Genomic DNA, 17,599 nt, shown 5'->3' on the forward strand with positions numbered 1-17,599 from the left:
GTCCGGGGCCTCGGATTTCCGATTCACGGAAGCTGGATGCCGTTGCCGCCCCGTCTCCTGCCGCGTCTGTATCGTAGGCGGCTCTTCGTCCAAGTATACTCCATCTCCCGTCGGCGGGCAAGCCTGAATTTTGCCGCTCTCCCGGCCTGCCTGGAATCCGGGCGAAACCGCAAGGGAGCGCCGCTGGCATTTCCCGGGAAAACGCTCTATAATAGAGCCATATTCAAAACAGGAGGTCGCATCATGAGCTTGGGAAACAACCTGTTCAGCGCCCGAAAGCGGAAGGGCCTGTCCCAGGAGGCCGCCCTGACCCCCTGTTTTTCATGTTCCCCAGCGGTCCAACAGTGACCGCCTAAATTTCCCATGTCCGCAGACAGCAACGCGACAGCAATTCTCACGGGGACCAGCTTTCCAACCTCCGAGACAATCAGCGGAGAATTGCGAAGGAGCGGAACCAACCTCTAATCCCGCCTTATACCCAAGCCCAAATAACCACCCAACTGTCAGCCGTGGCGGGCTACCCAGCCGCCAACACGCTATCACAGCATTTTGTCTACAACAATAGTCAAATATCGAGACTAAATTACAAAAAGAAAAACCACACTGATACCTTCCAGCTTATCGGGGGGGGATTTCAGCTTTTGGCGCGGCGCAAAAAAGGGGCCGCGCGGCAAAATACCGTGCGGCCCAAGCGGGTGGGATATTGGAAAGCTTCCTATATCAAAGTACCATGTTTCCAGTTTTTTGTAAATAGGAAGTTTTGCCAATTTTTGTAATTTTTTGTGAAACGGTGGGATTGACGCGCCGAACCAAAAATTTTTGTGAATATTTTGAAAAAGCGCTCTCTTTTCTCTTCCAATTTCAATACAAATATGTTATATTATCTAAAAGAGGGTTTTCCGGTTCCTCTTTCACACGAAAGGAGCGATCTCGATGAAGTATACGTACGCTTGCAAGAAGGTCTCCCTTAACGATTCCATCAAGGCTTACACGGAAAAGAAGATTTCCAAACTGGAGAAGTATTTTCGGGATGATACCACCGCGTTTGTGACGTTCTCGGTGGAAAAGGATCACCGTTGCGCCGTGGAAATCACGGTCCGGAGCGGAAGCGCCCTGCTTCGTGCGCAGACGGAAGCGCCGGATGGCGATATGCGCGGCGCCGTGGACGCCGCTGTGGGCTATATTGAACGCCAGATTTTGAAAAACAAGACCCGGCTCTCCAAGCGCTTGCGGAGTGAGGGGTTCCCGCCTCCCACCCCCGCCAGCGATTTTGACATAGCGGAGGAGAAGGAGTTCACCGTCGTCCGCACCAAGCGCTTCGCGGTGAAGCCTATGAGCACGGAGGAGGCCATTTTGCAGATGAATCTGCTGGATCACAGCTTCTTCGTTTTCCGCAGCAGCGAGGACGACAGCCTGTGCATCGTCTACCGCCGGAAAAGCGGCGGCTATGGTCTGATCGTTACCGACGAAGAGGATTAAATAATTCTGCGCGGGGGCCCGTTGGCCCCCGCGTTTGAACGGCCCTGGCCAATCTGAACAAGTCTGCGGGACTTGGCGGATTGAGCAGGGTCTTTTTGCGTCTGGAACTTCTGCGGCACAATGGTTTGACGCCTCTGGAACAAAAGGGAACCAGGCAGATTGAACGGTTTAAATTCCGAATAGAGACGCCGCCTGCGGATGTGCAGGCGGCGTCCTGTTCCATGATATAGAATGAACGAATATGGAATTGCCCTGGACGGCGGCTTTTGAAATTTCCGTTTCCGGACTACGCGGCAATCCGCGCCACCGGCACAGTCTTACTTTCTCCGCCTTCCGCCGCGTTTACCGTCCATACTGCGATTCAGGTCCGCCATCTTTCCCTCGGAGGAAGACAGGAACTGCTTCAGCTTGTCCTCGAACGCCTGGTCCCCCGACGGAGGCAGCGGCGCGGCTCTTCCCCGGCCCGGAGCCGGCTGCGGTCTTGGCGCGGACACCGGCCGGGGCGGTCTGGGTGTCCGCCGCTCCTGCTGCGGCAGCGCCTTTTTAATGGAGAGGTTCACCCTCCCATTCTCCGCCGACAGGACCAGCACCTTCACCGCCTGCCCTGTCTGAAGAAAATCATGCACATCTTCCACAAAGGTGTTGGCGATCTCCGAAATATGTACCAGCCCGGAGCCGCCTCCCTCCAGCGCCACAAAAGCGCCAAATTTCATGATGCTGGTAACTTTGCCTTCCAAAATGCTCCCTACCTGAGGCTCCATACGGTTTTTTGTTTCTCCTTCCCTTGATTCGCGCGGGGAATACGGCCCAAACGCCGTAAACGGTCAGCTCCCAACGTCAAACACATACTCGCCGGGCAGCGCCCATCCCAGCTCCCGGCGGGCGATCTCCTGCATTTTTTCAGGAGTGCAGCCCTCGGCGATGTCCTCCGTCAGCGCATCGTTCTCCTGACGCCTTCTTTCCACCAGGGCGGCGACGCGCGCCTTTTCCGCCTCCGCGTCCGCCACCTGTTCCCGAAGGGCGTACACCTGGCAGCCCAGCGCGGCCAGCAGAAGCACCACCAGCAGCTTTGTCAAAAGACCCATGCGGAGCTGCCTTCTTACTCTCTTTTTTTGCTTTGCCACCTCTGCCGCCCCCTTTCGCGGGTCCGTACCCGTTGCCTCTTATTGTAAAGCATTTGCGCCAAAAATAAAAGAGGTTTTTTACCTGACGGAGCATTTTTTTGCAAAATTTCTTGGTCCACCGCAGAGGCAGGCACACCAGTTCCGCCAAAAAGGCCAGCGTATCCGCCCAAAAGACCCACACAGGGCGCAGAAGTCCGGAAAAGGCGCAAAAAAACAGCACCGCGCCCCCTGCCGCTCCCAAAATCATAAAGCCCCGCAGCTGCCCCGATCCCCGGCGGAGAAGAAAGAGAAACATCGCGCCGCCCACCGCCAGGCAATAGCCCAAATCCAGCACGGCGGTAAAACGGGGCGCCCGAATTCGAAAGGGACGCAGCAGATCATACAGCAGTCCGGCGGACAGCCCCAGTAAAATGGACTGCCCAAATACCAGCAGCTGCCCGGCAGCCTGGCTTCCCATGCCTATCCGAAAAGCCGGCTCAGGAAACCGCCCCGGCCAGGTCCCTGGTCCTCATAGGTCAGCGAGTCGATCCGCCCGTCCACATGGAGCTCTCCCCCATCCAGGGACAGCTTGCCAATGTGCAGGTCCTCTCCCGTAATCACAAGGGTCCCCACAGCGGTGGACATGACGATGCCGGTCTCGTCAAAACGCTCCACATCCTCCACGCCGGAGACGGTCAGGCTCTCCCGGCCATCCAGCTCCAGCCGGTGGGCGGTTTGGGGCACAGTATAATCGTTCATGGTTCGTCCCTCCCTGTCCAAAGAATATGGCCGGAGGGACGGGATTATGACAGTTGTTTGTAAAGCGCGGCGGCGTCCGCCTGACGGACAGTCTCCTGAACGGAAAGCACTTCCACCGTGACCTCCCGCGCGCCCAGGCGGAGGGAAATCTGATCCCCCACCTTCACCTCGTAAGAGGCCCGGGCCGCCCGGCCATTGACGCAGACCAGACCGTTGTCACAGGCCTCGTTGGCCATGGTCCTCCGCTTGATCAGCCGGGAGACCTTGAGATATTTATCCAAACGCATTTCAGCAACCTCCCAAGCCCTCTGAAAGAGGGCTTTTCATATGAAAACTGCCGGCAGATCCTGCCGGCAGCCCTTTGACGGAATATCCTCCGGCGAGACCTTCTCCCCGGCTCAACCGCCCACGATGTCCTTCAGGACCTTGCCTGCCTTGAACACAGGCACGGTGGAAGCAGGAATTTCAATGGGCTCCTTGGTCTTGGGGTTCCGGCCCACCCGGGCGGCGCGCTTTTTCACCTCAAACGAGCCAAAGCCGACCAGCTGGACCTTCTCTCCCTCCTTCAAGGCATCGGTAATGGCGTCCAGGGTCGCGGTGATGACGGTCTCGGCATCTTTCTTGGAGACCTCCGCAGCCGCGGAAACCACATTGATCAATTCTGCTTTGTTCATGAATGCTATCCTCCTGAAATCATTTGTGTTCTGTATTCTTAACGCTGCTGCGTGTAAGAAGCTGCTTTCTTCGCGCGGTTCCAAAGCTCCACCAGCTCCGCCTCAGCGTACTGGTCAAGCGGCTTGTCCGCCAAGTCCTCCACCCGGCGGAAGCGGGCGTCAAACTTGTCGCAGGCCCGGTGGAGCGCCTCCTCCGGGTCCACGCCGGACATCTGCGCCACCTTGGCGGCGATGAAGAGCAGGTCCCCCAGCTCCTCCTCCGTGCCGTGGGGCCCTGAGGGCGGGCCCCCGGCCTCCAGCGCGGCGCGAAGCTCCCGGACCTCCTCCTCCAGCTTCCCCAGGGCGCTGAGGGCGCTGGACCAGTCAAACCCGGCCTTGGCGGTCTTCCCGCTGATCTTCTCTGCCCGCCACAGAGCGGGCAGCGTATGGGGCACGGCCTCCACGGCGTCGGCCGTAGTGGACTGGGACTTTTCCTTCCGCTTCAGCGCCTCCCAGTTCACCAGGACCTCCTCGCTGCCGTTCACCTGGGCGTCTCCAAACACATGGGGATGCCGGTAGACCAGCTTTTGGGCCACGCCGTCCACCACATCCTCCATCGTAAAACGGCCCCGCTCCGCCTCGATCTGGGCGTGGAAGGCCACCTGCATCAGCACGTCCCCCAGTTCCTCCTGCATATCCACAGGACTGTCCCGGTCCAGGGCGTCCAGCGCCTCATAGGTCTCCTCCAGAAAATTCCGGCGGATGGAGGCGTGGGTCTGCTCCGCGTCCCAAGGGCAGCCCCCCGGAGCGCGGAGAAGACGCATGATCTCCAGGAAATCCTCCCAGCCATAGCGGCTCTTCCTTTGAAAATCTACCATAGATTGCCCGCCTTTGCAAGAAAATTCGAGAAAAAAGTTGGAAAAATGTTAAAGTTCTTGTTTTCTAAACACTTTTTTAACGCAAATGCAACAATTTTGCCAATTTTGTCCCATGGGGTATCGTTTTCAGGTCCTCCGCCCGCAAAATGCGCAGCACCACCACCAAAACGGCGTAAACGATTACTCCCGCCAGGATGCCGCAGAGGGTGGCGATGGCGTTGGCGCCGTAAGCCGAGTGTCCCGACAGGGCCCGGCTCACGAAGCCGTGGGCCGCCCAGGCCGCGCCGCCCATCAGCGCGGAGGCGGCGGCGGGCTTGGCAAAGAGCTGGAGGTACCGCGTCCTGCCCGGGGAATACTTCCAGACAAAGATCAAGTTCAGGCCCGCGATGACGGCATAGCAGCACAGCGTCGAGATGGGCGCGCCATGGATGTTGATATCCGGGGTTCCCACCAGAATATAGTTCATGACGATCTTCACAAGACCGCCTGTGATGACGGTAAAAATGGGAATCTGCACCTTGCCGTAGGTCTGCAAAATGGCGTTGGTCAGGTTCATCACGCAAATGAAAATACAGGCAAAGCCCAGGACCCGGAGGTGGGGGCCCGCCGCCAGGGCGGCCTCCGGCTGAGCCGGGAGCACCAGGCGCATAATGGGTGTGGCCAGCACGCTGAGCCCCACGCCGCAGGGCAGCGCCAAAATGGCGATGAGCCGGAAAGCGGAGGAGATGATCCGGTTCGCCTCCGCCCGGTCCCTGCGGGCCAGGGCCGCCGCCGCCACGGGGATCAGGCTCATGGTCACCGGGAAGACAAAGGAGGGCGGCAGATTCACCATGTCCATGGCATAGCCGTACGCGCCTTTCAAGGTCGAGGCGGCCTCCTCCGTCATGCCCAGACCGTTTTGCAGCCGCCCCAGCACGATGGAGGTGTCCACCAGCGTGATGATGCTCATGGCGGAATTGCTCAGCGTGATCGGCACGCCGATGGCCAGGATGCGCCCCGCCAGCGCCCCGCGGGCGGAGGGGACGTCCAGTGTCTCCGCCGTGGAGCGATGGGTCAGCAGATAGAAAATCAAAAACAGCATGGACAGCACGGTTCCAATGGTCACGCCCAGGATGGCCCCCGCCGCCACAAACTCCCGGCCCATGCCCAGCCGGAAGATATACCAAGCCAGCGCCAGGCCGATGCCCAGCTTGCTCAGCGCCTCCAGCACCTGGGAAACGGCTGTGGGCGTCATATTCCCCTGGCCCTGGGTATAGCCCCGCATACAGGCCAGAAGGCACACGCAGAACACCGCCGGAGACAGGGCCCGAATGGCCCAGTAGGCGCTCTCGTTGTGGAGCCGGGCGGCAACCCAGCTGGTGCCGAAGAACATGATGGCAAAGCCCGCCAGCCCCAGGGCGAAGAACATCCAGATGGCTGTGCTGAACAGCTTCCGCTTCTCATTCTCCCGGCCCTGGGCCTGGGCCTCCGACACCAGCTTGGATAGGGCCAGGGGCAGGCCCGCCGTGGAGATGGACAGCAGGACGTTGTAAATCTGGTAGGCAGAGTCGAAATAAGTCTTGCCCTCTCTGCCCAGGATGTTGTTCAGGGGAATCTTGTAGAAGAAGCCAATGCCTTTGACCACGGCCACCGCCGCCGCCAAAATGGCCGCGCCGCCCAGGAAGGACTGTTTTTTCTTAGTCGACATGAAAAGCATACCTCGAATACTTAAAAAAATGCGCGGACAGCCTCTGTCCGTGAGAGGCGGGCCCCATTGTCCACTTTATGGGACCGGGACCCGCCTTAGACCTAATTCCCTCCGGCGGCACAACCCGCTTTTTCGATGCTCACATATGCTCCAGGCAGCCCTTCACCAGGGCCGTGAACTTGGGACCCGCAGCCTCTCCCGCCTCAATGACCTCGTCGCCGGAAAGGGGCTGCTCCAGGACGCCTGCCGCCATGTTGGTGCACAGGGTAAAGCCCAGGACCCCCATGCCGCAGTGGGCGGCGGTGATGGCCTCCGGCACCGTGGACATGCCCACGGCGTCCGCCCCCAAAAGGCGGGCGGCCCTGACCTCCGCCGGAGTCTCGTACTGGGGACCGGGGAAAAACATGTAAACGCCTTCCTTCAGGTCCAGACCCTGGGCCCCGGCAGTATCCCGGGCCTTCTGCTGGAGGCTGGGGGTGTACACATGGCTCATATCCGGGAAGCGGGGCCCCAGCTCCTCAATGTTGGGCCCGCAGAGAGGGCTGACGCCAAAGAGCTTGATGTGATCGGTAATCAGCATGATGTCCCCCGCGGTCCAGCCGGTGTTCACCGAGCCGGCGGCATTGGTCACCACCAGGGTCCCGATGCCCAGCAGACGGGCCACCCGGACGGGATACGCCGCGTCGGCGAAGGACCAGCCCTCGTACGTGTGAAGGCGGCCCTGCATCACCGCCACATCCTGACCCGCCAGACGGCCAAAGAGGAACTGGCCCTTGTGGCCAGGGGCGGTGGAGTGCTTCATATGGGGCACTTCCGCGTAGGGCACGGCAATGGGATTTTCCACCTCGTCCGCCAGGGCCCCCAGACCGGAGCCCAGAATCAGCAGCACGTTGGGCTGAAAGCCGTTCAGCTTCTCCCGCAGGGCCTGGGCGCTTTCCTGATACTGCTTGTAGCTGTAGAATTCCATGATCGTCCTCCTCAACTCTTTTCCTCAAATTTTTCGCCGCACTCACGGCAGTAATGATCTTCCTCTCCGGCGGCAGCGCCGCAGGCGGGGCAGGTCCGGCGCCGGTCTGCCCGGCCCAGGGTCTCGTTGAGACCGTCCAGCTCCCCCTTCAAAGCGTCAATCTCCCGGAGCTTTTCCAGCAGCGCTTCCGATTCTGAGGGGGTCCCGGTGTGGGTGCCGTAGACCATCTCCCCCACCTCTATCAGCTTTTCGTCCAGCTCGCCCTCCACACGGGCGGCCTGATACCGGAGCCGCCCGGCTTCCGCCAGCTTCTCCGCCTGTTCAAAGGCCAGCCCCGCCGCGCCCAGGGCCAACTCTCCCGCCTGGACCGCCGCGCTCAAGGCAAATTCTCCCGCCTGGACCGCCGCGCCGCTGAGGGTGTCAAGCAGGCTGTAGAATGGATTTTGATTGCTCATAACCGCTCCTTTCTGTTCGGCCAACGCCTGATGTCAATGGTTGTCGTAGGGACTGCCGCCGATGAACTCCCGGGAGAGAGACTTGGCGGGGATATACTTCTCGTCCAGCGCCTCAATTCGGTCCAGGCCCCTCAAAATATCCTCCACCACCGCGTATTTCCCTCGGGGAATCTCCTCCAGCAGGGGCACCACAAAGGGCTTCAACACGCTGGCGCTGAGGGCGAGAGAGGAGTCGAACATAATGTCCGCATTCTCCTTGTAGGGGGAGATATACAGCCGCTCGCCCCGGCGGACGTTCTCCCACAGCTTCAGGGTGAAGGCCGCGTCGCTGCCCCGGAACTGGAAGTCCCGGACAATCCGGCGGCAGAGACGAATCCAGGATTTATCGAAAACGAGAGTCCCGTCCTCGTCCCGGATATCGCTTCGGGCGGCGATATAGAGCTTGAACGCCTTGGGATTCTTGCCCACAATGATGTCGTTCAAGGCGTGAATCCCCTCGAAAATGACCATCTCGTCCGCCCCCAGGCGCATGGGCTGGGCCAGGATGTCGGAGCGCATCTGCCGGGCGAACTCATACTTGGGGATGTAAATCATCTCTCCCCGGTCCAGCATGGCGAAGTGCCGGTTCAAAAGGCCGATATCCAGGCAGAAGGGGGACTCGTAGTCCACGGCCCCCTCCCGGTTCCGGGGGACGGTATCCGGGTCAAAGGTGTTGAAATAGTTGTCCATGGAGACGGTGTGGGTCCCGATGCCCATCTCCACCAGTCTCTCCTCAATTTTCAGCGCGGTGGTGGTCTTCCCGGAGCCGGAGGGGCCGGAGAGGAGGATGATGTGAGACAATTCCCGGTGCTCCGCAATTTTCCCGGCGGCGGTCTCCACCTTTTGGGCAAAGAGCGCGTCGCACTCCTGGGCAAAGCCCGCCGGATCGCTGCGAATGGCCTCGTTGATCCGCTTCAGGGAATACATGATCTCGGCTCCTTTCCGTTCATCGCTCATAAAAGGCGGCGAAATCCGCCTGGTTGGACCGCGTTTTCTCGGGACGCTCCGTGTACTCCTTGGGGTACTTGGGGTTGAACCGCCGCTGGATGATACGCCGGGAGGGGTCCACCATTTTGGTCGACCCTCCTGCGCCGAAGGAGAGAATGGAGCACAGCTCCGACATGATATAGATGTTATACAGGCACTGTCCGCCGGGGCGGGTCCAGCCGATGTTCTCAAAGCTGCCGGACATGTATTTCTGCCGGTAGAGATAATACGGAGCGTATCCCGCCTGCCGCAGAGCGGGCTCCGCGTGGTCCAGCATCTCCCCCACCGTCTCGGGGCCGGGGATGGACAGGCCCTCCAGCAGGATGCGGCTTCCTTTTTTCAGCGCCAGGGTATGCACGGTGACGTTGTCCGTGCCGAAGGCGAGACAGCGCGCCAGGGAACGGCGGAAGCCCTCCGCCGTGTCCTCCGGCAGTCCCGCGATGAGGTCCATGTTTATATGGGGAAACCCCTGCCGCGCCGCCAGCTCCATGGCGGACTCGATGTCCCCGGAGCTGTGGCGGCGGCCGATGGCCCGGAGGACGTTCTCCTCCATGGTCTGGGGATTGACCGAGATGCGGTGCACCCCATGGGCCTTCAGCGCCGCCAGCTTCTCCGCCGTGATGGTATCGGGCCGCCCCGCCTCCACGGTGATCTCCCCGCAGCCGTCCAGCGCGGAGCCGAAGGCCGTCTCGAACACGGTCAGCACCCGGTCCAGCTGGGCGGCGGTCAGGGTCGTGGGCGTACCGCCGCCCATGTACATGGCCCGGACGCGAAGTCCCCTTTCCCGGGCCATGCGGCCCCCCGCCGCAAGCTCCGCCGCCAGGGCGTCCACATAGGGCTCAACCAGCGCGAAACTCTTCTCCACCGACTGGCTGACAAAGGAGCAATAGGCGCAGCGGGTGGGGCAGAAGGGAATGCCGATATAAACGGCAATGTCCCGGGGACCCAGGCTCTTGGCCGCCTGGAAGGCCGCCGTTCCCGTCTCCGCCGCCAGGGCCGCCCTCCGGGGCGTGACAAAGTAGTCCCCCTCCAGCATGGCTCCGGCCTCCTCCGGCGCCCCCCCCTTCTCAAGCGCCTCCGTCACCAGCTTGTCAGGCCGGACGCCGGTGAGCATCCCCCAGGGCGGCGTGTTCCCCGTCCGCTTCCGGTAGGCCAGGAAAAAACAGGCTCCAACCGCGTGCCGCCGCTGTCCCTCCCGGTCATACTCCGTGCCGGAGAGGAGAACCGGCCAAACGGCGGAAACCGTCTCCCCGCGATAACGGAGCGAGACGGAAACCTCCAGCCGCTCCGCCTCCTCCCGGCAGGAAACGACGGCCCAGGTCTCGTCGCCGGGCCGAACCGGCTCATAGACCGGCAGCTCCCCGGGGAACAGATTCAACAGACTCTGCTCCACGGTATAGCGCTCGTCATGGCCTTGAAATTCCAGTTTCATGGCGTCTCCCGCAGGGCCTGACGGAGATAGGGATTCTGCCGCCGCTCCTCCTCCAGGGTGGATGTCTCCATGTGGCCGGGGCAGACCCGAAGGTCTCCCTCCAGCTCTCCCAGGCGGCGGAGGGAGGCCAGTATCTTCGGCACACTGCCGCCGGGAAAGTCCGTCCGTCCGCAGGACCCGGCAAACAACGTGTCCCCGCAGAAGAGAAGCTCCCCGCAGCGAAGGGTCACGCTTCCCTCGGAGTGGCCGGGGGTATGGAGGATCTGAATCGTCTGCCCGCCCAGAGGCAGGCAGTCCCCCTCGCCATAAAAATTCACCCCGTCCACCTGGGTGCTCAGGGGAAACAGAGACGGGTCCACGTCCCGAAAATCCCGCTCATGGATATAAATCTCCGCCTGGGGCAGGGCCTTTTTCAGCTCCGCCACGGCGCCGGTGTGGTCATAGTGGCCATGGGTCAGGAGGATATAGGGAACCTCCAGGCCCTCCAGCGCCTCCAACACCGCAGGCGCGTCCCCGCCGGGGTCGATCACCGCCGCCCGGCGGGTCTCCTCGTCCTCCAGGATATAGCAGTTGGTGCCAAGAAAGCCCACCTCCAGCATTTTGACCTTCATCGGGTTTTCCTCCCTTCTCCCGTCCGTCAGGAATTGCCGGGGAGCATATCGGATTGGTCCTCAAAGCCGGTAAAATCCAGATGCTCTCCCCGCCAGGCGGCCCGGAACAGCTCCACCGCCTCCCGGGCTCCGCCGCAGCGCTCCATGAGATGGCCGCCCTCCGGGCCGTTCCAGCCCACGCCCACAATATACTCCCCCGTGTGGGGCCCCATCAGCGCCACGGCGCTCTGGATGAACCAATAGCGGTCCCCCTGCTTTTGCTCCAGAATCACAAAGCTGTCGTCATGAGGGCCCAGGCGGTCCAGCGCCTGGGCGATATCCTCCCAGTCAAACTGCGAGGCGGGCACGCCCCCCAGCGACAGCGTCCAGCTCCAGTCCCTGTGGGGCTGAACGCCCGGGGCGGGCTCGTTCTTCGGATGAAAAAGTTTGGAAAAAAGTCCCATTGGAAACACCTCCGTCCTCTTGTCCTTCTTAAAAAGCCGTCAGGGCTTCTCCGTATCAAACAGGATGGTCACCGGGCCGTGGTTCCGGGAATCCACCTCCATCTTCGCGCCGAACTCCCCGTGCTCCACGGCAAAGCCCCGTTCCCGGCAGCGCGCCATGAACTTCTCATACAGGGGAATGGCCAAATCCGGCTTCGCCGCGCCGGAGAAGCCGGGACGGCGGGAGGAGGTATCGGCAAAGAGCGTGAACTGGGAAATGACCAGCAGGCTCCCCCCCACCTGCTCCAGATTGAGGTTCATCTTGTCGTTCTCATCCTCAAACACGCGGAGGTTGCAGATCTTGTCCGCCAGCTTGACGGCGGTCTCCTCGCCGTCTCCGGGGGCCACGCCCAGGAGAACCAGATAGCCCTCTCCGATTTTACCGCGGATTTCCCCCTCAATGGCAACCGAGGCGTGCTTGACCCGGGTAACAACTGCGCGCATGGCAGGTCTCTCCTTTTCCGCCGGTCAGCCCGCCGGTCTTGTGACCTGGAGGACGCCGGAAATTTGATTCAGCTTGTTCATGATGGCCTTCATCTGCGCCCCGTCCCGGACGCGGATCTCCAGGCGAATGACGGCGTAGCCGTCCTCCGTACTCCGGGAGTTCAGCCCGGAGACAAAGGTGTTGGTGCTGGAGAGGGCCGTGGAAATGTCCAGAATCAGGTTCATCCGGTCCTTGCACATCACGTCGATGGTGGTGGGATAACTCTCGTTGGTGTCGCTGCCCCAGGTGACCTTCAGCCAGCGGCCCTCCTGGCCCGCCCGGCGCTCCGGCGCGGCATTGGGGCAGTCCGCCCGGTGGACGGACACACCGTATCCCCGGGTGATGAAGCCCACAATCTCGTCCCCCGGCACGGGGGTGCAGCAGCGGGAGAACTTCACCAGGCAGTTGTCCAGCCCCTCCACGATGATGCCCTGCTCGCTCTTGCTCACCGGCTTGGGGGGCACGGGTATGGGCGCTTCCTCAGACCGGAGGGTCAGCTCCTCCGCCTGGTGCTGGCGGGAGATGCGCAGCAGCTCTCCCTTCATCCGGCTGACGGCCTTCTGGGCGGTGAAGCCGCCGTAGCCGATGGCGGCGTACATCTCCTCCAGCGTGCCGTAGGTGACTTTTTTCAACAGCAGCGGCAGGTTCTCCGGGGCTGTTACGTCCTTCATGAGAAGGCCCGCGTGCTTCAATTCCTGCTCGAAGGAGGACCGGCCGTTCGCGATGTTCTCCTCCCGCTTCTCCTTCTTGAACCACTGGCGGATTTTGCTCCGGGCCTCGCTGCTCTTGGCGATCTTCATCCAGTCCCGGCTGGGGCCCTTGGCGGACTTGGAGGTCATGATCTCCACAATGTCGCCGTTTTTCAAAATATGGTCGAAGGTGACGATGCGGTTGTTCACCTTGGCCCCCACCATGCTGTTGCCCACGGCGGAATGGATGGCGTAGGCAAAGTCAATGGGCGTGGCCCCGGCGGGGAGATTCTGCACATCGCCGTTGGGGGTGAAGACGAAGACCTCGTCGGCAAACATGTCGACCTTCAAGGAGTGAATATACTCCTCCGCGTCGGCCCCCTCCTGGTTTTCCAGCAGGCGGCGGACCCACTCATATTTTCCCTCGGTTCCCGCTCCCTGGCCGTGCTGTTTGTACTTCCAGTGGGCCGCCACGCCGTACTCGGCGATCTCGTGCATTTTCCAGGTGCGGATCTGAACCTCAAAGGGCAGCCCGTCCGGGCCCATCACCGTGGTGTGCAGGGACTGGTAGCCGTTGGGTTTTTCCGTCCCGATATAGTCCTTGAACCGGCCCGGGATGGGCTTGTAGATGTCGTGAATCACGCCCAGGACGTTGTAGCAGTCCCCCACCGTGTCCACCAGGACCCGGAAGGCGAAGAGGTCGAAAATCTCGTCCAGGGACTTGTTCTGGTTGAACATCTTGCGGTAGATGGAGTAGGGGTGCTTAATGCGGCCATAGACCACGTGTCCGATGTCCAGCTCCGTCAGCCGGTCGTCCATCTGGGTCTGGGTGCGGAGCAGGAAGGCGTCGTACTCCGGTTTCTTGGTGTCCAGCCGGGTGATGATCTCATGGTATCCCACCGGGTCCAGATACTTGAGAGACAGGTCCTCCAACTCCCACTTGATGCGCTGCATGCCCAGCCGGTGGGAGATGGGGGCGTAAATCTCCATGGTCTCCAGCGACTTTTGCTTCTGCTTCTCCGGGGACTGGTACTCCATGGTCCGCATGTTGTGCAGCCGGTCGGAAACCTTGATGAGAATCACCCGGATGTCCTTACTCATGGCAATGAGCATCTTTCGGAGGTTCTCCATCTGCTCGTCTTCCTTGGTGGCGTACTGGATGCGGGTCAGCTTGCTGACTCCCTCCACCAAATCGGCGATGGTGGGCGAAAAGAGACGGGCCACGTCCTCATGGGTGGCGGGCGTATCCTCAATCACGTCGTGCAGCAGCGCCGCCTCGATGGACTCCGAGTCCAGCTTCAGCTCCTCCGCCACAATCTGGGCCACCGCCAGAGGGTGGATGATATAGGGTTCGCCGCTCTTGCGCTTTTGCCCCTCGTGGCAGCGGTCCGCGTATTCAAAGGCGGAACGGATATGATCAAAGTCGGCGGCCGGATTGTACCCCCGGATGGTCTTTTCCAGCAGCTCGTACTGCTCCTGTATGGTCATGTCAGATCCCCTCCTTGTTTTGCAGCCGGACCAGATAGGGGCAGGCGTTCAAATCCACCTTCCCCTGCACGGGAATCAGGCGCAGCGTCATCCGGTCCCCCTGCCGGGTCATGAAAATCAATCCCCGCTCCTGGAAAACCGCCAGCGCCAGCGCCGTGCGCAAAAAGCTCTCGCTCCCGCCGGTCCAGCCAGCCAGCGTGCGCAGATAGGGCAGCCAGTCCTCCTCCGCCTTTCCCTGGCGGAGCTGCCGCTCCAGCGCCACCCAGCAGGCGGCGTATTGGTTCCGGGAGGCCCGGAGACGCACCGCCTCCTGGGCGGAAAGAGTCTCCCCCGCCAACAGGCGGCGGACCAGTTCCAGCGACTCCGCCTCGTTCCGGCTGGGCAGCAGGGAGGGCCGGATGTCCACCAGCTGCAATTGCAGCGTCGTGGTGCCCCGGAAGGTATTGGCCTGGAGATAAAAGGCGGCGTCCACCCGGCTGCCGGGGACAATGCCGCACTCCTCCGCCGTCACGGAAAAGAAAATCGCGTCAAAGCGGCTGACGCCCTTGCTCAGGCGAAGCTTCAGATGCTTTCCCTGCCCCACGGGCTGCACGGCCTCCGCCGTGGCCCCCAGAAGCGCGAAAACCGGCCGGGGATTCCCGGCGCCATAGGGCTCCAGCTGTTCCAGCTGCTCCGCCTGTTCCAGCGTCATCTCCGCCGGCGAGGACACCGCCGCGTCCACCTCCAGGGAGCTTACCGGCGGCTCGCCCCCGGTGGCGGAGCGCACATAGCGGTTCATCCGCGTCCGGAAGGCGGCGATGTTCTCCTCCGGAATGGTAAAGCCGGCGGCCAGCTCGTGCCCGCCGAACCCGTCCAGCAGGTCTGCGCAGGACTCCAGCGCGGCAAAGAGATTGAACCCGCCGTAAGACCGGCAGGACCCCCGGCCCGTGCCGTCTTTCAGGTGGATCATGAAGCTGGGACAGGAGTATTTCTCGCTGAGGCGGGAGGCGACAATCCCCACCACCCCCTGGTGCCACTCCTCGCTGGAGAGCACCAGGGCGCTGCGCTCCTCCTGGCGCAGAGCTTGAATCTGCTCCACCGCGTCGGCGCAGATAGCCTGTTCCACGGCCTGCCGCCGCCGGTTCTGCTCGCACAGCTCCTTGGCCAGCTCCTCGGCCCGGGCGGGATCGTTGGTCTCCAAAAGGTCCGCCGCCAGGTCCGCCGCCCCCATCCGTCCGGCGGCGTTGATCCGGGGCGAGAGCACAAAACCGATCTGAATGGAGGTGACGGGCTTGTCTACCAGTCCCGCCTCCCGCAAAAGGGCGTGGATGCCCACAAAATCCGTATGGGGCAGTGCCTCCAGCCCGCAGGAGACGATGGCCCGGTTCTCCCCCTCCATCCGCATGACGTCGGCCACGGTGCCGATGGCGGCCAGGGTGCAGTAGCGGGCGAACAGGGCGTCCTCCCGGCTCTCCCCTCCCAGAGCCAGCACCAGTTTCAGCGCCACGCCGCAGCCCGCCAGGAATTTGAACGGATAGGGACAGTCGGGCCGGTGCGGGTCCACCACCGCCGCCGCCTCCGGCAGAGCCTCCTTGCACTCGTGATGGTCCGTCACCACCACGTCCATCCCCAGAGAGGCGGCGAAGGCCACCTCCTCGTTTCCGGTGATGCCGCAGTCCACGGTGATCATCAGCGTGGCGCCCCGGTCCCAAAGGCTCTGAATGGCGGGCTTGGACAGGCCGTACCCGTCCTCAATCCGCCGGGGAATATAGCGCAGGCACTTTGCGCCGCAGCTCTTTAAATAATCCATCAGCAGCACGGTGGAGGTGATGCCGTCCACGTCGTAGTCCCCGAAGACGGCGATGGTCTCCCCCTGGCTGATGGCCCGCTGAATCCGGGCCACGGCCTTGTCCATATCCCGCATCAGCATGGGCGAGAGGGTCAGCTTCCGGTCCCGGTCCAGAAATTCCGCCGCCTTCTCCGGGGACGTCACGCCTCTGGCGGCCAGCACCAGGGCCATCAGGCCGGGATACCCCGCCTCCCGCAGGAGGGCCACGTCCTCCTCTCCGGGGGCGCCGATGTTCCATTTTTTATACTTCACGAACGCGCCCTCCTTCCCGGCAGAGCCGCAGGCAGAATGTAACTTATATATTATAACAGAATAAATCCGGCAGGTAAAGGGAAATTCTCTGGATTTCCCCATTTTTTTGCGCCCAGCCATTTCCCCGGAAAACTCCCCCAGATTGGGACTTGCAGTTTTGTCCGGTTTGTGGGATAATGACAGCAATACGCTTTGACGCCTGCCCGCGCCCACAGCAGGGGGCAGGCCCTGAAAAAAGGAGTTGGGAATACGTGACCCCTCAAAAAATTGCGCTGTTGACGGATTCCTGCGCGGACCTGTCCCCCCGGCTGGCGAAGGAACATCACATTCACATTGTCCCTCTGCGCATCCTCTGCGCCGACGGGGAATACGCCGACGGCGTGAACATCCAGAATACCGACATCTACCGCCGCCTGAAGGCGGGAGAGCTGCCCCAGACCTCTCTCCCCTCTGTGGAGAGCGTGGCTGCGGTGCTCCAGCAAATCCGGGAGGAGGGCTATGACGGCGTGATCGCGGTCATGCTCTCCAGCGGCCTCTCCGGCACATACAACCTGGTCCGCCTCGTGGCGGAAGAGAGCGGCGAGGACTTCCCCATCCGGGTCTTCGACTCCGTCAGCGGCTCCCTGGGGCAGGGGCTGACGGTGCTCCAGCTGGCGGAGGACATCCTCGGCGGCATGGACTGGGACACTCTGGTGGAGCGCCGGGCTCCCCGGCTCATCGCGAACACCTTCCCCTTCTTCTCCGTGGACACCCTGGAATATCTCATGAAGGGCGGGCGCATCGGCAAGGTCACCGCCACTGCGGGAACGCTGCTGCAAATCAAGCCCATCATCACCTTCGCCTCCGACGGCCAGCTCCAGTCCATCGCCAAGGTCCGGGGACGCAATCAGGTGATTGACAAGCTGGTGTCCATGACCGTGGACCGCTGCGGCAGTCATAAGAAGTACAATCTGGCCGTCGCCAACGGCGGCGCCCCCGCCGAGATGGATACCGTCCGGCAGAAGCTCACCGCCGCCCTGCCGGATTACAGCCACATCTGGGACGGCGAGATCGACGGGACGCTCAGCGTTTACATCGGCGACGGCGTTCTGGGCGCGGCCGTACAGGTGCTGGACTGACGTTTCCCAAAAGAAACGCCAGGGGAGGAGCCTCCGCGCTCCGCCGCCCGCCGCGGTCCTCTCCCATACTATTCTATAAGTCTATAAGGGTGCGGAAGACCCCCGGCTTCACGCCGGGGGCCTCGTTTTATCTTCTTCCTCCGCCGCCGCGCATGCCGCAGATCGGAAGAGCACACGTCTGAACTCCAGTCACATTACTCGATCTCGT

Annotated in this window: 18 protein-coding genes and 1 pseudogene; 2 read left to right on the forward strand and 17 right to left on the reverse strand. The window is 61.9% G+C overall.

What is annotated here, in order from left to right:
• The first annotated feature begins 933 nt into the window (after positions 1-933).
• A complete protein-coding gene (gene raiA, locus QZ329_RS11600; RefSeq protein WP_295752770.1) occupies positions 934-1,479 on the forward strand; it encodes a ribosome-associated translation inhibitor RaiA in 546 nt (181 codons plus the stop codon).
• Between the two features lie 317 nt (positions 1,480-1,796).
• Here raiA and QZ329_RS11605 read toward each other — a convergent pair whose 3' ends face one another.
• From QZ329_RS11605 to recJ, 17 genes and pseudogenes are all read right to left on the reverse strand, one after another.
• Positions 1,797-2,240 (reverse strand): S1 RNA-binding domain-containing protein, encoded by a 444-nt coding sequence (locus tag QZ329_RS11605; RefSeq protein ID WP_295752772.1) that lies wholly within the window; start codon positions 2,238-2,240, stop codon positions 1,797-1,799.
• A gap of 63 nt (positions 2,241-2,303) precedes the next feature.
• Positions 2,304-2,603, reverse strand: a complete 300-nt coding sequence (locus QZ329_RS11610; protein WP_295752775.1) for a septum formation initiator family protein — start codon at positions 2,601-2,603, stop codon at positions 2,304-2,306.
• Between the two features lie 208 nt (positions 2,604-2,811).
• Positions 2,812-3,060: pseudogene (yabQ, locus tag QZ329_RS15640) on the reverse strand (spore cortex biosynthesis protein YabQ); the annotation flags it as partial.
• Positions 3,061-3,062: 2 nt separating this feature from the next.
• The gene (locus QZ329_RS11615; RefSeq protein ID WP_295752778.1) at positions 3,063-3,341 is read right to left on the reverse strand and encodes a YabP/YqfC family sporulation protein; all 279 of its coding nucleotides are present in this window, start codon (positions 3,339-3,341) and stop codon (positions 3,063-3,065) included.
• Between the two features lie 44 nt (positions 3,342-3,385).
• Positions 3,386-3,628 carry an RNA-binding S4 domain-containing protein gene (locus QZ329_RS11620; protein ID WP_295752780.1) on the reverse strand — a complete coding sequence of 81 codons (243 nt, stop codon included), beginning with the start codon at positions 3,626-3,628 and terminating at the stop codon, positions 3,386-3,388.
• A 111-nt stretch (positions 3,629-3,739) separates the two neighbouring features.
• Positions 3,740-4,015 (reverse strand): HU family DNA-binding protein, encoded by a 276-nt coding sequence (locus QZ329_RS11625; protein WP_204790143.1) that lies wholly within the window; start codon positions 4,013-4,015, stop codon positions 3,740-3,742.
• A gap of 38 nt (positions 4,016-4,053) precedes the next feature.
• A complete protein-coding gene (gene mazG, locus QZ329_RS11630; RefSeq protein WP_295752783.1) occupies positions 4,054-4,872 on the reverse strand; it encodes a nucleoside triphosphate pyrophosphohydrolase in 819 nt (272 codons plus the stop codon).
• A 76-nt stretch (positions 4,873-4,948) separates the two neighbouring features.
• The gene (locus tag QZ329_RS11635; RefSeq protein ID WP_295752785.1) at positions 4,949-6,559 is read right to left on the reverse strand and encodes a polysaccharide biosynthesis protein; all 1,611 of its coding nucleotides are present in this window, start codon (positions 6,557-6,559) and stop codon (positions 4,949-4,951) included.
• A 139-nt stretch (positions 6,560-6,698) separates the two neighbouring features.
• Complete coding sequence (locus QZ329_RS11640; protein WP_295752788.1) at positions 6,699-7,526, reverse strand: purine-nucleoside phosphorylase; 828 nt, start codon at positions 7,524-7,526, stop codon at positions 6,699-6,701.
• 11 nt (positions 7,527-7,537) lie between these two features.
• Positions 7,538-7,981 (reverse strand): hypothetical protein, encoded by a 444-nt coding sequence (locus tag QZ329_RS11645; protein ID WP_295752790.1) that lies wholly within the window; start codon positions 7,979-7,981, stop codon positions 7,538-7,540.
• A gap of 33 nt (positions 7,982-8,014) precedes the next feature.
• Complete coding sequence (locus tag QZ329_RS11650; protein WP_295752792.1) at positions 8,015-8,947, reverse strand: nucleoside kinase; 933 nt, start codon at positions 8,945-8,947, stop codon at positions 8,015-8,017.
• 19 nt (positions 8,948-8,966) lie between these two features.
• Positions 8,967-10,439, reverse strand: a complete 1,473-nt coding sequence (gene hemZ / locus QZ329_RS11655) for a coproporphyrinogen dehydrogenase HemZ (protein WP_295752794.1) — start codon at positions 10,437-10,439, stop codon at positions 8,967-8,969.
• Positions 10,436-11,050, reverse strand: a complete 615-nt coding sequence (locus QZ329_RS11660) for an MBL fold metallo-hydrolase (protein WP_295752796.1) — start codon at positions 11,048-11,050, stop codon at positions 10,436-10,438. Before QZ329_RS11660 ends, hemZ begins: the two co-directional genes overlap by 4 nt.
• A gap of 26 nt (positions 11,051-11,076) precedes the next feature.
• Positions 11,077-11,493: a hypothetical protein gene (locus tag QZ329_RS11665; protein ID WP_295752798.1), complete on the reverse strand. Its 417-nt coding sequence runs from the start codon at positions 11,491-11,493 to the stop codon at positions 11,077-11,079.
• Positions 11,494-11,532: 39 nt separating this feature from the next.
• Positions 11,533-11,976 (reverse strand): D-aminoacyl-tRNA deacylase, encoded by a 444-nt coding sequence (dtd, locus tag QZ329_RS11670; RefSeq protein ID WP_295752800.1) that lies wholly within the window; start codon positions 11,974-11,976, stop codon positions 11,533-11,535.
• Positions 11,977-12,000: 24 nt separating this feature from the next.
• A complete protein-coding gene (locus QZ329_RS11675) occupies positions 12,001-14,193 on the reverse strand; it encodes a bifunctional (p)ppGpp synthetase/guanosine-3',5'-bis(diphosphate) 3'-pyrophosphohydrolase (protein ID WP_295752802.1) in 2,193 nt (730 codons plus the stop codon).
• 1 nt (position 14,194) lies between these two features.
• A complete protein-coding gene (recJ, locus tag QZ329_RS11680; RefSeq protein ID WP_295752804.1) occupies positions 14,195-16,273 on the reverse strand; it encodes a single-stranded-DNA-specific exonuclease RecJ in 2,079 nt (692 codons plus the stop codon).
• A gap of 251 nt (positions 16,274-16,524) precedes the next feature.
• On the opposite strand from recJ, the gene QZ329_RS11685 reads away from it, so the two are divergent.
• Entirely contained in the window at positions 16,525-17,391 is an 867-nt protein-coding gene (locus QZ329_RS11685) for a DegV family protein (protein WP_295752806.1), read from the forward strand.
• The last annotated feature ends 208 nt before the right edge of the window (positions 17,392-17,599 follow it).

Source organism: uncultured Oscillibacter sp. (genome assembly GCF_910579365.1).
GTDB lineage: Bacteria > Bacillota > Clostridia > Oscillospirales > Oscillospiraceae > Oscillibacter.

Bases quoted from the DNA above. Each gene is read 5' to 3' on its own strand.
- raiA (WP_295752770.1), top strand. From the start codon at position 934: ATGAAGTATACGTACGCTTGCAAGAAGGTCTCCCTTAACGATTCCATC.
- QZ329_RS11605 (WP_295752772.1), bottom strand. From the start codon at position 2,240: ATGGAGCCTCAGGTAGGGAGCATTTTGGAAGGCAAAGTTACCAGCATC.
- QZ329_RS11615 (WP_295752778.1), bottom strand. From the start codon at position 3,341: ATGAACGATTATACTGTGCCCCAAACCGCCCACCGGCTGGAGCTGGAT.
- QZ329_RS11620 (WP_295752780.1), bottom strand. From the start codon at position 3,628: ATGCGTTTGGATAAATATCTCAAGGTCTCCCGGCTGATCAAGCGGAGG.
- QZ329_RS11625 (WP_204790143.1), bottom strand. From the start codon at position 4,015: ATGAACAAAGCAGAATTGATCAATGTGGTTTCCGCGGCTGCGGAGGTC.
- mazG (WP_295752783.1), bottom strand. From the start codon at position 4,872: ATGGTAGATTTTCAAAGGAAGAGCCGCTATGGCTGGGAGGATTTCCTG.
- QZ329_RS11635 (WP_295752785.1), bottom strand. From the start codon at position 6,559: ATGTCGACTAAGAAAAAACAGTCCTTCCTGGGCGGCGCGGCCATTTTG.
- QZ329_RS11640 (WP_295752788.1), bottom strand. From the start codon at position 7,526: ATGGAATTCTACAGCTACAAGCAGTATCAGGAAAGCGCCCAGGCCCTG.
- QZ329_RS11645 (WP_295752790.1), bottom strand. From the start codon at position 7,981: ATGAGCAATCAAAATCCATTCTACAGCCTGCTTGACACCCTCAGCGGC.
- QZ329_RS11650 (WP_295752792.1), bottom strand. From the start codon at position 8,947: ATGTATTCCCTGAAGCGGATCAACGAGGCCATTCGCAGCGATCCGGCG.
- hemZ (WP_295752794.1), bottom strand. From the start codon at position 10,439: ATGAAACTGGAATTTCAAGGCCATGACGAGCGCTATACCGTGGAGCAG.
- QZ329_RS11660 (WP_295752796.1), bottom strand. From the start codon at position 11,050: ATGAAGGTCAAAATGCTGGAGGTGGGCTTTCTTGGCACCAACTGCTAT.
- QZ329_RS11665 (WP_295752798.1), bottom strand. From the start codon at position 11,493: ATGGGACTTTTTTCCAAACTTTTTCATCCGAAGAACGAGCCCGCCCCG.
- dtd (WP_295752800.1), bottom strand. From the start codon at position 11,976: ATGCGCGCAGTTGTTACCCGGGTCAAGCACGCCTCGGTTGCCATTGAG.
- QZ329_RS11675 (WP_295752802.1), bottom strand. From the start codon at position 14,193: ATGACCATACAGGAGCAGTACGAGCTGCTGGAAAAGACCATCCGGGGG.